The following is a 14,495-nucleotide window of genomic DNA, read 5'->3' on the forward strand; positions in this document are numbered from 1 at the left end:
TTATTGCGAGTAATTAACCGCTATTGCGTAAACCGGCTGAAACCCCATTGATGGTCAAATGCACCGCATGGCGTAATTCTTCCGAATCATCACCGCTACGGATTCGCTTGAGTAATTCAACTTGCAAGTGATTGAGTGGATCCAAATACGGCAAGCGATTATCCAGACTACGCGCCAACATTGGATTGTCTCCCAATAATTGGTCATGCTCAGTAATCACCAACACGGCATCGACCGAGCGTTGCCATTCGGCTTTAATCCGACCAAAAATACGCTTGGCAATCGCTTGATCCTGCACTAATTCAGAATAGCGTTCGGCAATGGCAATATCCGATTTAGCCAAGACCATTTCCATATTCGAAATCGTTACTTGCAAGAACGGCCAAGTTTTATACAGCTCACGCAGTAACGCTAAGCCTTCTTCCCCAGTTTCATCGAGATACTCCGCCACTGCGGTACCAAAACCATACCAACCTGGCAGCATTAAGCGGCATTGTGACCAAGAGAATACCCAAGGAATCGCACGCAAATCACCAATGCTGGTGGTATTGCGACGCGCTGCTGGACGCGAACCAATATTCAAATTCGGAATCTCGGTAATCGGCGTAGCTTCTAAGAAATAAGTAATGAAGTCAGGTGTTGCATAGACTAAATCACGATAGAACTGATACGCACGGCTCGACAAACGCTCCATCAACACACGGCGTGCTAAGACATCATCGGTTTGCTCGATCAAAGGCTGAAAGCTGGCATCCAAAGTCGCGGCAACTAAAATCTCCAAATTACGTCGACCCACTTCACGGTCGGCATATTTAGCGGTAATCACTTCACCTTGCTCAGTAATTCGAATTTGTCCATTCACTGAACCGGCTGGCTGCGCCAAAATTGCATCGTAAGCCGGTCCACCACCACGGCCCACCGTACCACCACGGCCATGGAATAAACGCAGCGTAACACCGGCAGCAGTAAACACTTCGACCAAGTTAAGCTCGGCTTTATACAGCTCCCAATTGGAAGTGAGGTAGCCGCCTTCTTTATTCGAGTCAGAATAACCCAACATCACTTCTTGCACTTGACTGCGGCAATTGAGCAGCAAACGCCATTGTGGCAAGGCAAATAACTCGCCCATGATTTTGCCGCTATCGCGCAAATCTGGCGTGGTTTCAAACAATGGAATGATATTGACTTTGCTGCGCACTTGCGGTGCCAATGACACCAAGCCCACGTCATTGAGTAATACCGCCACTTCCAACATATCCGAAACGGATTCACAGTTAGAAATAATATAATTCGGTAATACGGCCTCACCATAGCGCGCTTGTAATTCAGCGGCAGCGACCAAGATATCTAATTCTTGCTGCACTTCTGGGCTATAGGTCACATCGTATGGGCAGATTAATGGCCGTGGGCTTGAAAGCTCACGCAGCAGTACCGTACGCCGAGATTGCTCATTGAGCTTGCTGTATTCTTCTAAACCGGCTTGCTGAAACAGCTCAGCAATCATTTTTTCATGAATCGCCGAATTCTGACGCATATCGACTGGCGCTAAGAAAAAGCCAAATACCGATACAGCACGCTGCAAACGGCGCAAACGGCCATTGGCTAACTTCACCGCACCATGGGCTTTTAATGAGCGTTCAATCGTCGCCAAATCAGCTGACAATTCTCCAACATTTTGATATGCCGCAGCCCGTGCCACATCGTGTAATTCATGATGAAACGTACCAATTTCAAGCGCGGTAGCAAAAATACGCGATGCAATCGCCGAAACGGCTTGGCGGTAAGGCTCTCCCAATTTACGCGCTTTATCATCCACGGCGGATTCGGCAAGAATCGATAAGTCTTGATCAACGGCCACCAAGCGCGTCGACATCGACAATTCGCCTTCCAGCTTCAAGCATTGTTGGTAGTAATGGTCTAAAGCCACGCCGGCTTGACGTGAAACGGCATAGCGCATCACATCGGCCGTCACATTGGGGTTGCCATCGCGATCACCACCAATCCAGCTACCCACTTGAATAAAGTTCGGCAATTGAATCGCCTCACCCGTCATATCAGAAAACTTGTCTTCCAAATCTTGATACAAGCGCGGAATTTCATGCAAGAAGGTATTGCGGAAAAAGGTTGAGCCATTTTCAATTTCGTCTTGCACGGTCAGTTTTACCGTGCGCACTTCGCGGGTTTGCCACAAAGTCAGCATGACCCGTTCCATCGCCTCTTGGTTGTCGCGAACTTCTTCTGGCGTCATCTGGCTACGATCGCGCTCTGTCAGTAAGGCAGCGAGTGCATTATGACAATTGAGTATGGTTTTACGCTTCACTTCTGTCGGATGCGCTGTCATCACCGGTGCTATCAGTGTATCCGCCAATAACGCTAACATTTCAGATGGCTTAACGTTACGTTCTAATAGATCATCAATCACCGCGGCAATACTGCCACGTTGGGGTTTTGAACCGGCAATTTTATGCGCGCGGCGGCGACGATTGTGATGTAAATCCTCTGCTATATTTGATAAATGCGAGAAATAACTAAATGCACGCACCAAGGCCATGGTGGTTGGCATATCCAGCACCGACAAGGACCGCGCCAATGCTTTACCCGCATCAGGCTCATGGCCTTGCACGTAACGGAATGCAAGTTGACGGATCGCTTCAATTTGTTCAGCGGTTGCAGCACCAGCCTGTTCACGAATCGTGTCAGACAACAAGGCAGCAAGTAGATCAAGATCTCGCTTTAAGGGTTGGTCTTTCTCAGCAATAGGTAAGTTCACAGGCATGGCAGTCCAACTTTATGGAAATTCAAGACAATATTTTTTCCATCTTACCAAAAAATACCAATTTTTGCGTCACTATGTGTCAGCAAGTCATTCTTTCAAGGTCATCGTCGCATGCCACAATATACCTTTCACATGCTGAATGTTTTCGCAGAGAAGCCTTTAGCTGGCGATCCATTGGTGGTTTTTGAAGTCAATGACATCCCAAGCACAGCAACCTGCCAAGCTCTCGCCTATCAAATGGGCAGTACTGAGGTGGCTTTTTTTAGTCCAAATAAAAAACAACTTCAATGCTTTACGCAGCAATACGCACTGCCATTTTCGGGCCGAGCTTTAATTGGGGCCGCAGCCATTGCTCGACATTTAGATGCTGAATTCAAGTCTTTACTTCTCACCGACAATGCGCGGCAAATAAAGATTGGGTATAGCCATGAAGAGTACAATTTTATTAGCTCAGCGGGCAGTACCCGCCCATACGACCAAAGCCAGCTGGCACTCGCCCAAGCACTTAACATCAGCGTTCATGATCTAGTGCATCCGATTTTATGGGTCGATAACGGCGCTGAGCAACTGATGATTCAAACTCGGACTCGGCAAAGCGTCTTACAAGCCCAACCTCACCCTGCCTTATTAGCCCAAGCGTTAGACAGCCCCAAAGCCATGGTGCAAGCCACAATTTGGCATCGTGATGGTGAGTTGCTCACCGCACGTTGCTTTAGCTCAGATCCTTTTGGCGTGACCGAAGATTTTGCCTCAGGCACTGCCGCTGCCAATCTGGCGAGTTACTTACTGGCTACTGGGGTCAAAGCACCGTTGCAACTGAGAATTGAACAAGGCCATACCATTCAAAAATTGATTAGCCGGCTGTGTGTGATCAACATCAAGATCAACCCATTACTACAGATTTGCTGCTCAGGTAAAGTGAACTATTTAGGAAACGGTATTATTAATCTCTAATATCCAAGGCATAATAGCGCCCATACACCGTCTTTGTTACAAATGGTATGGGATTTCACGATGACACTTAAATTTAAAGCATGGGCCTTATCCATTGCCGTTCTCGTCGCCTTAATCGGCGTCATGTTAGTTGGCTTAATCACCATGCGTGATATGAGTGCAAGCGACAATCAAGCACGTATTGAACAACTCCTTAAAAGCACCTACCTGACGATTACTCAGCTAGAAAACTTAGCCGCCAGCGGTCAACTGACCGAAACACAAGCCAAAGCCATTGCAACGCAAATTTTACGCGAGAACAAATATCACAAATCTGAATACGTTTACGTTACCGACGAAAAACTCAACTTCATCGCAACGCCACTCGATCCACAATTGCACGGCACCAGCTTTAATGAATTTAAAGATGCCAAAGGCGGCAGCGTTGGCGCCATCGCGCTAGCGGCACTCAATCAATCGGGCGGCGCACTCACCGCCTATCCATGGACCTCAGAGCGCGACGGAACAGTCGTCGAGCTACTGTCGGTGGCACAAAAAACACCGCGCTGGGGCTGGATTGTCGGCAACGGCGTTAGCTCCGCCGAAGCGCAAGCGCGCTTTTGGAGTAACGCGCGTTGGCAAGTTTGGATCTGTCTGGTGGTTGCTGGCATTGTTGGTTTTCTGATGCTCACCACCGTGCGCCGCATTTTAAATGACTTAGGTGGCGAACCGGCTGAAGTATTAAAACTGGTACAAAGCGTGGCCGATGGCAATTTACAAAACCACCACGAAGCCGACAACGCCGCACCGCATAGTATTTTTGCCTCGGTCATCCGCATGCGCGAATCATTACGCACCGTGATGTCGCAGCTATCACAAGCGGTATCCACCCTACACCACACCAGTGAAGACATCGTGGCACGCGCCCAAGACAGCAATCGATTAATTGAAGCGCAAGGCCATGCCGCCAGCCGCATTGCGCATACCGCAGAGCAATTTGCGGCACAAACTCGCTCAGCTGAAAAACAAGCCAATACCGCTCGCCAACAAAGCGAATCGGCCACCGCGATTTCTGCACAAGGCCTCACGGTGATTTCATCGGCCGTCACCCGTTTTGCCGATATTGAACAAGCGGTTGGCGACACCCAAAGCAGTATTGATGACTTAGCGCAGCGCGTTGGCAGCATTTCCGCCGTTATTGCCGTCATTCGCGACGTCGCCGACCAAACTAATCTACTGGCACTCAATGCAGCGATTGAAGCGGCGCGCGCTGGCGATATGGGGCGTGGCTTTGCAGTCGTCGCCGACGAAGTGCGTAAACTCGCCGAGCGAACTAGCTCAGCAACGCAAGAAATTGGCCTCACCATTACCGCAGTTCAGGGCAGTGGCCAGAATGCCAAAACGCGGATGGATGATATGTTCATCCAACTCAAAGAAGGCATACGCCAAGCCAAAGAAGGCGGCGAAGCGGTCAAGGCCATTCGCCAAGAAACCGAAGCCACCGCGTTGGTGGTAGGGGCGATTGGCAATGCACTGGCTGAGCAAGTACATGCCAGCATGGCGATTCGCAACGATGTCGATGAAGTGGCGCAATCTTCCAGCGGCACCATGTCGGCTGCCCAAGGCACGGTCGGCGCAGCGCAATCAATTAAAGTCGTTTCCGAGCAACTCGCAACTTTAGTGCATAAATTTCGGCTATAAATGCCCTAGCCCAAGTCCGTCGCTCAGCCGTCGGGCTTTTTTTTGACTGTGCACCGCGTCATAGCTTGCTTGATAAAAACAGCGCAAAATCAATCTATTCCAAGCAAGGAGCACGCATAATGAGCACCACCAGCACCCACCCTCTGATTTTAGCGGCAGCGGCGTCTGTCATTTTGGCCTCGGGCGTCGGCATCGCCCATTGGCTGGGCTACGTCGGTAATACACCTCAGCCTAGCGCCAGTGCCCCCGCGCTGATAGCCAGCAGTACTGCAACCGCAAGCCCAACGCCAACCCTGACCGCAACACCATCGCCAACACCGACCGCAAGCCCAACACCTTCACCAACCGCGACGCCCACGCCCACACCCAGCAAAAAACCCAAATACCACCCAAAACCAACGCCAGTTCCTGTCGCTGCTGACCTCGTTTGGAGCAAAGTACCCACCAGCAATAGCGCGGTAAGCTGCCCCAATTGCGGACAAATTACCCACATTGAAACCATTCAAGCCGATGGCGAGGGCTCTGCCGCTGGCGTATTGCTCGGCGGCGCAGCCGGCGGCGTGATCGGCAATCAAATCGGCAAAGGCAACGGCAAAACCGCCGCCCGAATTTTAGGTGCTATCGGTGGCGCACTGATTGGCAATCAAGTTGAAAAACGCGTCAACACCCAAACCCATTATGAAGTCACCGCGCAATTTGCCGACGGTAGCACCCGCACCATTCAATACCCACACATGCCAGCATTACGCGTTGGGCAACGGGTTAAATTAATCAACGGAGAATTAGTTGAATACTAAAATATCGCTACGCCAGAGGATTAAAGTAAAAAAAACCGCAAACTATTTTGCGGTTTTTTTGTGTTATCGCTTTATTCTTTCGCCTCATCGGGCAAGGCCGTGACCGTTGCCGGCGGCAAACGTTGCGGATAAAAAATCCAGCTCCGCGCTAATTCATAAAAAACCGTCAGCAACACTGGGCCAATAAAGACGCCCAACATGCCAAACGCTAAAGCACCGCCGAGCACACCAAAGAAAATCAAAATAAACGGTAGCGAACTGCCTTTGCCAATCAACAAAGGTTTAATCACATTATCGGCCGACCCCACCACGAACAACATCCACAGCACCATGAAAATAGACCAGCCCACTTCACCGTGATAATACAGCCATGCCGCAGCCGGCAAACCGATCAAAGAAGGACCAAACGGCATTAACGCTAGGATAAAACTCGCAAAACCCAGTGATGCCGCATTCGGCACGCCAGAAATCAAAAACGCAAACCATGCCAACACCGCCTGCACCACGGCAGTTCCCATAAAGCCGTAGACCACACCCTTGGTCGACGCCAAAGAAATGCCCAATAATTCGATACTGCGCTCTCCGGCAAGTCGCTCAACAAAACCGCGAATCCACGCCAATAAATCTTCGCCACCCATATAAATAAAAAATGAAATAAACAAACTCATCACCAGCAACATCATGCCACTGCCGATCTCTTTAGCCAGCAACAACAATAACTGCGATGCAGGGGCGATATAGCTGCGAAATGAAGTTAATGTCTCGGCATCTTTGGCACCTAACTTGGTCCAAAACTGATCAATATAATTACCCGCCAGCGGTAAAGAAACTAACCACTGGGGTAATGCTGGCCAGCCCTGGCCAAATGCCGCATGCAGTTGAATACCCCAAGATGATGCAGCACTAGAAAAATCACTCGCCGCCAATACAATCGGCAGCAAAATAAAACAACATAATGCCGAAATCATCGCCACGGCAGCCAGCGCCCGTCGACCGCGCAAGCACTTCACCAAAAAAAGATAAGGCCGCCAAGTACTAATCACTAAAATACCGGCCCACAAAGTGGCCGCCAAAAAAGGACGAACAATTGAAAAAATGGTCAATGACAACAAACAAATCACCGCCAATGCAATCAAAGGCTCAACAAAATCAGCCGTTTTGTTTTTCATAACGCGTAAGCTCAACAAGTAAAGTGGGCTAAGCATAATCTAAAAATCAGTCAATTGTCGTGATCGGCAATAAAAAACGACCCATCGCAAGATGGATCGTTGGTGTGGGTTACCCCTCAATTTAAATTATCGACCTTGATTGGCGGTCACCCGAGCGCGGTAAATTAACAAGCCCATCATATTGCTAATATCTCGCTTTACTTGCAAAGAATCCACTCGCCCAAAACGATCACTTAATGCCTCATGCACTTCGCAGGCCAAATGAAATAACAGTGGTTTTTCGCGCATTGGCGCACTCACCAAATAATGATTAATTTCATTGACGATTTGATCGGCTAATTCATCAGGATAAATTGCTCTCGAATTTAAAATACAATCGAGTAAGCGCACACCAATCACACCCAGCGAAAGCAATTGAATTGTCATTGCAAACCTCTTTGATCACAGCATTTGCTTCACTTTAGTGAGCAAGCCTTTGTAATGTCGGCCAATCCGTCAAACGGTACGAGCGCCTAGGGCCTGTTGACCTTTGGCTTCCCGCCGCTGCTTACGCACTTTTCGCGGCGAATCAAGGCGGAGTCAGCGATGCATCATCATTCTAAGTCAGCGGGCTACAACGTACGATGCGCCGAGAAAAGCGCCCAGCCAGATTTAACAACTCGGTTTGGCTGCGGCTTTTTTAAATAAAGTCAGCCTGATACTGCGTTACCAAGCGCTAACGTAGATTGACTACGCTGCGCGCTGCGCGCTTTGCCTTAGGCCCAAATCCGCGCAAACGCGGCGTAAAACCAACGTCAACAGACCCTAAGGGTATTCCAATAGCGACAAGCCAAATAATTTACTTTACATTTAGATGATGCAATGCACCATTCGGAGAAATTATTTATGTGCGGAATTGTTGGCGCAGTATCAAATCGAAATGTCGTTCCAATGCTATTGGCCGGTCTTGCTCGACTCGAATATCGTGGTTATGACTCCAGCGGTATCGCACTCAATGGCGATCAGCAGTTAGAGCGCATTCGTGTTGCAGGCCGAGTCGCCGATTTAGTCGAGCGCTGCCAAAGCGCCAGCGGGCAAAGCGGCATTGCCCATACTCGCTGGGCCACCCACGGCATTCCATCGGAAGCCAACGCCCACCCTCACCTGGGTGGTGACTCGATTATGGTGGTGCATAACGGCATTATTGAAAACCACGCCGAACTCAAACTCGAGCTCCAAGCTGCTGGCTATGTATTTACTTCGGAAACCGATACCGAAGCCATCGCCCATCTGATTCATTTTAATTTACAACACAGCCCGCATCTTTTAGCCGCAGTCCAAACCAGTATCGCTCGACTGCGCGGCGCATTCGCCATCGGCGTTGCCAGCGCCATTGAGCCCAATACCTTGATTTGTGCCCGACAAGGCAGCCCCTTAGTTTTAGGGCTTGGTTTTGAAGAGCAGTTTTTTGCATCCGACATCGCCGCCTTACTGCCACTCACTCAGCGCATGATTTATCTAGAAGAAGGCGATTTAGCAATACTGAACACCGCCGGCATTCAGATCTTTGATCGACAAGGCCAAGCCGCCGATCGCCCTGCACGTACCCTCGACGTGGTCACCGATTCTGCCGATTTAGGCCCATACCGCCATTACATGCAAAAAGAAATTTTTGCTCAGCCGATCGCCCTTGCCGACACGCTTGCTGCCGCGCTCAAACACGGCTTTTCCCCCGAGCTATTTGGCAGCAATGCGCATGAAATATTCAACAAAACCAGCGCAATTCGTATTGTCGCTTGCGGCTCAAGCTACCATGCCGGACTTGTGGCGCGTTACTGGATTGAGGAATACACCGGTCTACCCGTCAGCGTCGATATCGCCAGTGAATACCGCTATCGCAGCGGCAAAGAACAAGATGGCACCTTGATTGTGGCCATCTCCCAATCCGGGGAAACCGCCGATTTACTCGCCGCACTTCGCTCCGCCAAAGAGCGCGGCCAAGTGCATATTTTGGCGCTATGCAATGTCGCCCACTCCACACTCACACGCGAAGCTGACCTTGTTGCGCTCACCCATGCCGGCATTGAAATTGGCGTTGCATCCACCAAAGCATTCACCACCCAACTGGCCGCACTCTTTACCTTGGCCGGCACACTGGCCCACTGCCGACAAACCCTCAACCCAGCAGCATTAGCAGAATTGGCCAATTGCCTACCCCGTTTGCCCGCCATGTTCACCGATATTTTCCCACTAGAAACCGAGCTAGAAGAATGGGCCCACGAACTCAGCCACTATAACCACGCGCTCTTTTTAGGCCGGCATACGCTATTTCCTATCGCGCTAGAAGGTGCACTCAAGCTCAAAGAAATCGCCTATATCCACGCCGAAGGCTACGCTGCAGGCGAACTCAAACACGGGCCACTGGCCTTGGTGGACGAAGAGATGCCGGTCATTGTTTGCGCCGCCAATGATGCGCTATTTGATAAATTACTGTCTAACCTACGCGAAGTCCAAGCGCGTGGCGGCAAGATTTTTTTAATCGCCGAGCCCGGCTGCGAAGCCGCCTTTGACTACTGCCATCGCACCATTACGCTACCGAGCCAAACCGGCCCACTCGCCCCGATTGTCTTCACCCTACCCCTACAATTTTTGGCCTATCACACCGCCTGCCGCAAAGGCACCGACGTCGATAAGCCGAGAAATTTAGCCAAAAGCGTCACTGTTGAGTAATTTTCAACGGATAATTTTACTTAAAATGTAATTTTAATGTAATTTAAAAATGAAGTTCGGATAAGTTGCACTTTAGAAACAATTGAAGTACATCCAATTGAGTCTGAATCAAAGTATCGATTCACGGGCTTGAAAACATGAAAGGCCGCTACCTGATGGTTAGCGGCCTTTCATGTTTTCAAGCTTTGTTATCGACACCTCGGCGATAGCGGACATCTAAAAAATTATTTTCCTTAAGTTTTTTCGCTACCGTTAGTGTCCATATTTAGCAGCACACCGCATCATTTAAACGGTGACATGCCGAGGTAAACCCAATGAAATCAGCGCGGCTAAGGCAATAAAGGCCGCCGAGATCCACAGGCACGCCGCCAAACCCGCGCTTTGGTAGACCCAGCCCGACAACACGGTGCCGATGAGTCGCCCCATCGCATTGGCCATATAGTAAAAACCAACGTCGAGCGATGCGCCGTCCTCTTTGGCGTAGCTGACGATCAAATAGCTGTGTAATGATGAATTGATCGCAAACAGTACGCCAAACAACAGCAAACCACCAATGAGTATGACCGCCAAGCCATTACCCAGAATCACGCCCAAGGCAATACCCGCAGTTAATATAGCGAGCGGAATCGCCCACCGCATCGCGGCGCGGCCATCGGGGACTTTGCCAGATTTTTTGCCGGTGAAATACGGCGCAATCGATTGCACCATGCCGTAGCCAATCACCCAGCAGGCAAAGAATGTACCGACAGCCCAATCGGCCCAGCCTAAAGTCGTGGCCATGAATACGGGCAATGCCACGACAAACCACACATCGCGCGCGCCAAACAAGAACAACCGCGCTGCTGACAAAATATTCACCGCACGGCTACTGGAAAAAATCTCGCCAAATTTGGGCTTATTTTTCGCCTTGCCCAAATCGGATTTCAGACTCAGCAGACTGGCAATCCACACCAGCAATAACACGCCGGCCATCGCCCACATTGCACCGGCAAAGCCCAAAGTGGCAAGTAACACCCCGCCCAAGAAAAACCCCACGCCTTTGAGCGCATTTTTTGAACCCGTCAGCAGCGCCACCCAGTGATACAGCCGGCTTTCATAAGCCGCTTCGCCGGCTGGCCGCTGAGTTTTAGCACTAGCCGCGCCCGCAGGCAGCAGTGCCTTGATGCCGCTCTTGGCGCTCATTTTATTCAAATCTTTGGCAATCCCCGACAGTGCCTGCGCCGCCATCACCCACGGCACCGTCAGCATCGCCGTTGGCACCGTTAGCGCCAGCAGCGCAATCACTTGCAGGCCAAGACCGATATTCATCGTTTTATTCAGTCCAATCCGCGCCCCCAACCAGCCACCGACCAAATTGGTGATCACGCCAAAAATCTCATAAAACAAAAACAGCAGCGCGATATTGAGCGGAGAAAAACCCAGTTGATGAAAATGCAGCACCACCAACATCCGCAGCGCCCCATCAGTCAGCGTAAACGCCCAGTAGTTACCGGTGATGATGAGGTATTGGCGGATTTGTGGGGGGAGTGTGGAGAACATTTGAGTCTTTAGGGTATTGGCTTTTATGCCTTGTTTATAAATATCTACAGAGTAATACATGCCATACAGTAGTCCAATTAAGGCTGTGTAATTGGAAGGCGTTATGTGCGATTACGCTGTACTGATCGTGCTTACTAGGCTGTGCTAGTAATTACCCCTTTCATTTTTATGCTTCCACCTTTGCCATCGGCACTATGAAAAAATCCCCATCTATTTTCATGACTACATAAGTCAACTTGACAAATATGATGATCACTTGGCTTGATGACATCAGAGTAAAGCTTAAAACGTAATTCATCAGTATTAATTTCTACTACTAACCCTGAGAAATCCAGCTTATAGCAGCTTTGCAAAATCTTATGCGATGAAGATGGAAACGATTTTTTATAAATTTCATTATATTTTGGTTGAAAATATCGAATTAATCCGGCTTCAATAAGGTTAATTTGCTGCTCTTTAGTAAGTGGGTTGTTAAGTATATTAAAATAACGATTCTCATCGACTTTACTTGCCTCTTCAAAGTCGACTTCACTTAATCCAATACCATCCATTTTACTTATTATTCTATAATCGCAGTACTCAAAAGTTAGGACAAAAATCTCGCTTTCTGGATTGTTATATTGTTCATCTGCTAGTATTTTTTGAAGTGTTGAATGACTTTGTAATCTTTGGTGTGCGATTCTATTTCCATTTCCGTATGATTGGCCAATATATAGTACTTCAAGATGCCCTAACTGTTCATTCTCTATGTGCATTCCGTTTATAACGAATAGCATGTTTGCAGGTAACGTCCTGACTATATTATCGTTACTGTCGATGGTTTCAATTTGTCGATGAGGATAATTGGAGAGTCTTAAACCAACGGCACCATCTACTAGCTCGAATTCACTACTGAAAGACAGCTTATGCTGAATGCCATTTATTCGATAGCAAATGTGTCCGGAAATTTTTCCATCACTGTATTCAAATGTAGACTCTAGAAAGCTCAAACTTGGTATTTTTGTAATTACATAAATGTGGCAATTGTCAGAAATTTCTTTCTCTTTGGCATTCATTGAACCTCCCGAAGTTAACTGATTTGCAGACGTCATTAGCCAACTCTTTGAAAATAAACTAACAACATGTTCGGATAAGTTTCTTTTTACTGGGCCTTTCATTTTTTTATTCCAATTAATATATTTATTTTTTTAATTAATAATTACGTCGCAACAATACCTACAAAGGTATTTACTGATCAGCCAACCCTACCTGCCGCACCAACTCAGCCGTGCGGTTTACATAGCCCCATTCATTGTCGTACCACGCGTAGAGTTTGAGTTGCGTGCCGTTGATGACCATGGTGGATAGCGCGTCGATGATGGATGATCTAGCGTCGCCGCGATAATCGATCGACACCAGTGGGCGTGTCTCAAAGCCTAAAATGTTTTTCAGATACGTTTCTGATGCAGCTTTCAGTAGACCGTTCACTTCGTCCACCGTGGTGGCGCGTTCTAGCTCGAATACGCAATCAGTCAACGAGGCATTGGTGAGCGGCACGCGTACGGCGTGGCCGTTGAGGCGGCCTTTCAGTTCGGGGAAGATTTCGGTGATCGCAGTGGCCGAACCGGTCGACGTGGGGATCAAACTGGTGCCGCAGGCGCGCGCACGGCGCAGGTCTTTATGCGGTGCATCGATGATGGTTTGGGTGTTGGTCAGATCGTGAATCGTCGTCATGCTGCCGTGGCGAATACCGATTTGCTGGTGAATCACTTTCACTACCGGCGCAAGGCAATTGGTGGTGCAGCTGGCCGCCGTGACGATGCGGTGAATCGCGGGATCAAACAAATGGTCATTCACGCCAACAACGACATTGAGTACGCCCGCTTCTTTGACCGGCGCGGTAACAACCACGCGTTTCACGCCTTGGTCTAAGTAAGCTTGCAGTAGTGCGGTGGTGCGCATTTTGCCCGATGCTTCGATGACCACATCGCAGCCCGACCAGTCAGTTTCCCCGATGGCTTTGTTGCGTGTGGTTTTGATGCGTGCGATTTTATTAGACGCATCAGCAATCACAATGTCGTCGCCGTCGGTACCCGCTTCATATACCCAGCGTCCATGTACTGAGTCGAAGTTGAGTAAATGCGCCAACGTTGCCGCATCGCCAGCGGGGTCGTTGATCTGCACAAATTCAATTTCTGGCCAGCCCCATGCTGCACGTAATGTTAAACGTCCCATACGGCCAAAGCCGTTAATGCCTACTTTGATTGACATCGTGTTCTCGATATAAATAATTTTAATAACGTCGCGTCGATCAAAAGACGTTCCAAAAAATCGAACTTTAATGACTGGATTAAGTCTTTGATCGCCATTGATTTGATGCTTGCTGTACGGACTATTTTGTTTTGCATCCGCCAACCGTCAGCAACTGGATGGCGACAGTGAAGAATAACAATACAATATTTCAAACATTATTGTATAGTTGAATTATGGAAAAATTAATTGCAACGACTATTTTTGAGTCACTTTCGTCAGGTATTCGCTTGGACACCTACCGTTTATTGGTGCGCCAAGGCCATACCGGCATGGTGGCTGGAGAGATTGCGACCGAGCTCGGTTTGCCAGCGAGCAATATGTCGTTTCATCTTAAAGCGATGACACAAGCTAAAATTTTGACTGTCGAGCAAGAAGGCCGTTATATGCGCTATCGGGCCGATTTGGCGATTATGCAAGATCTGATTGCTTACCTGACCGAAGCATGTTGCGACGGCCAGCCAAAGCAATGCTTTCCCGCGTCAACACTGCCTTGCGTCAACGACGATAAATCGTTAGCAGGCGATAAGCCTACAGAGTCCCTGCCGTGAAGCTGATAAACTAAGCGGCAATTCATTTGGG

Annotated in this window: 11 protein-coding genes; 5 read left to right on the forward strand and 6 right to left on the reverse strand. The window is 48.9% G+C overall.

Features of this window, described 5'->3' with window-relative positions:
• Positions 1–13: 13 nt before the first annotated feature.
• Positions 14–2,776, reverse strand: a complete 2,763-nt coding sequence (ppc, locus tag LG219_RS10725) for a phosphoenolpyruvate carboxylase (protein WP_226764485.1) — start codon at positions 2,774–2,776, stop codon at positions 14–16.
• 111 nt (positions 2,777–2,887) lie between these two features.
• On the opposite strand from ppc, the gene LG219_RS10730 reads away from it, so the two are divergent.
• The 3 genes from LG219_RS10730 (at position 2,888) to LG219_RS10740 (ending at position 6,207) form a co-directional block, all read left to right on the forward strand.
• On the forward strand, positions 2,888–3,730 hold the full coding sequence (locus LG219_RS10730; protein WP_226764486.1) for a PhzF family phenazine biosynthesis protein: 843 nt from the start codon (positions 2,888–2,890) through the stop codon (positions 3,728–3,730).
• 60 nt (positions 3,731–3,790) lie between these two features.
• Positions 3,791–5,410 carry a methyl-accepting chemotaxis protein gene (locus LG219_RS10735; RefSeq protein ID WP_226764487.1) on the forward strand — a complete coding sequence of 540 codons (1,620 nt, stop codon included), beginning with the start codon at positions 3,791–3,793 and terminating at the stop codon, positions 5,408–5,410.
• Between the two features lie 119 nt (positions 5,411–5,529).
• Positions 5,530–6,207 (forward strand): outer membrane lipoprotein, encoded by a 678-nt coding sequence (locus LG219_RS10740; RefSeq protein WP_226764488.1) that lies wholly within the window; start codon positions 5,530–5,532, stop codon positions 6,205–6,207.
• Positions 6,208–6,278: 71 nt separating this feature from the next.
• Here the strand turns inward: LG219_RS10740 and LG219_RS10745 are convergent, their stop codons facing one another.
• The gene (locus tag LG219_RS10745) at positions 6,279–7,376 is read right to left on the reverse strand and encodes an AI-2E family transporter (protein ID WP_226764489.1); all 1,098 of its coding nucleotides are present in this window, start codon (positions 7,374–7,376) and stop codon (positions 6,279–6,281) included.
• A 126-nt stretch (positions 7,377–7,502) separates the two neighbouring features.
• Positions 7,503–7,802 (reverse strand): hypothetical protein, encoded by a 300-nt coding sequence (locus LG219_RS10750; protein ID WP_226764490.1) that lies wholly within the window; start codon positions 7,800–7,802, stop codon positions 7,503–7,505.
• A 459-nt stretch (positions 7,803–8,261) separates the two neighbouring features.
• Between LG219_RS10750 and glmS the strand changes: the two genes are divergently transcribed.
• Positions 8,262–10,085: a glutamine--fructose-6-phosphate transaminase (isomerizing) gene (glmS, locus tag LG219_RS10755; RefSeq protein WP_226764491.1), complete on the forward strand. Its 1,824-nt coding sequence runs from the start codon at positions 8,262–8,264 to the stop codon at positions 10,083–10,085.
• A 285-nt stretch (positions 10,086–10,370) separates the two neighbouring features.
• Here glmS and arsJ read toward each other — a convergent pair whose 3' ends face one another.
• The 3 genes from arsJ to LG219_RS10770 all read right to left on the reverse strand — a co-directional run bounded on the left by arsJ (position 10,371) and on the right by LG219_RS10770 (position 13,874).
• On the reverse strand, positions 10,371–11,684 hold the full coding sequence (gene arsJ / locus LG219_RS10760; protein WP_226764492.1) for an organoarsenical effux MFS transporter ArsJ: 1,314 nt from the start codon (positions 11,682–11,684) through the stop codon (positions 10,371–10,373).
• 74 nt (positions 11,685–11,758) lie between these two features.
• Positions 11,759–12,781 (reverse strand): hypothetical protein, encoded by a 1,023-nt coding sequence (locus LG219_RS10765; protein ID WP_226764493.1) that lies wholly within the window; start codon positions 12,779–12,781, stop codon positions 11,759–11,761.
• A gap of 70 nt (positions 12,782–12,851) precedes the next feature.
• On the reverse strand, positions 12,852–13,874 hold the full coding sequence (locus LG219_RS10770) for an ArsJ-associated glyceraldehyde-3-phosphate dehydrogenase (protein WP_226764494.1): 1,023 nt from the start codon (positions 13,872–13,874) through the stop codon (positions 12,852–12,854).
• 215 nt (positions 13,875–14,089) lie between these two features.
• On the opposite strand from LG219_RS10770, the gene LG219_RS10775 reads away from it, so the two are divergent.
• Positions 14,090–14,464 (forward strand): ArsR/SmtB family transcription factor, encoded by a 375-nt coding sequence (locus LG219_RS10775; RefSeq protein WP_226764495.1) that lies wholly within the window; start codon positions 14,090–14,092, stop codon positions 14,462–14,464.
• Positions 14,465–14,495: the final 31 nt, after the last annotated feature.

Source organism: Deefgea salmonis (genome assembly GCF_020531905.1).
Taxonomy (GTDB): domain Bacteria; phylum Pseudomonadota; class Gammaproteobacteria; order Burkholderiales; family Chitinibacteraceae; genus Deefgea; species Deefgea salmonis.

What these genes read in the sequence shown, in the direction of transcription:
- LG219_RS10770 (WP_226764494.1), bottom strand. Translation starts at nt 13,874, where the DNA reads ATGTCAATCAAAGTAGGCATTAACGGCTTTGGCCGTATGGGACGTTTA.
- LG219_RS10750 (WP_226764490.1), bottom strand. Translation starts at nt 7,802, where the DNA reads ATGACAATTCAATTGCTTTCGCTGGGTGTGATTGGTGTGCGCTTACTC.
- arsJ (WP_226764492.1), bottom strand. Translation starts at nt 11,684, where the DNA reads ATGTATTACTCTGTAGATATTTATAAACAAGGCATAAAAGCCAATACC.
- LG219_RS10740 (WP_226764488.1), top strand. Translation starts at nt 5,530, where the DNA reads ATGAGCACCACCAGCACCCACCCTCTGATTTTAGCGGCAGCGGCGTCT.
- ppc (WP_226764485.1), bottom strand. Translation starts at nt 2,776, where the DNA reads ATGCCTGTGAACTTACCTATTGCTGAGAAAGACCAACCCTTAAAGCGA.
- LG219_RS10735 (WP_226764487.1), top strand. Translation starts at nt 3,791, where the DNA reads ATGACACTTAAATTTAAAGCATGGGCCTTATCCATTGCCGTTCTCGTC.
- LG219_RS10730 (WP_226764486.1), top strand. Translation starts at nt 2,888, where the DNA reads ATGCCACAATATACCTTTCACATGCTGAATGTTTTCGCAGAGAAGCCT.
- LG219_RS10775 (WP_226764495.1), top strand. Translation starts at nt 14,090, where the DNA reads ATGGAAAAATTAATTGCAACGACTATTTTTGAGTCACTTTCGTCAGGT.
- glmS (WP_226764491.1), top strand. Translation starts at nt 8,262, where the DNA reads ATGTGCGGAATTGTTGGCGCAGTATCAAATCGAAATGTCGTTCCAATG.
- LG219_RS10765 (WP_226764493.1), bottom strand. Translation starts at nt 12,781, where the DNA reads ATGAAAGGCCCAGTAAAAAGAAACTTATCCGAACATGTTGTTAGTTTA.
- LG219_RS10745 (WP_226764489.1), bottom strand. Translation starts at nt 7,376, where the DNA reads ATGAAAAACAAAACGGCTGATTTTGTTGAGCCTTTGATTGCATTGGCG.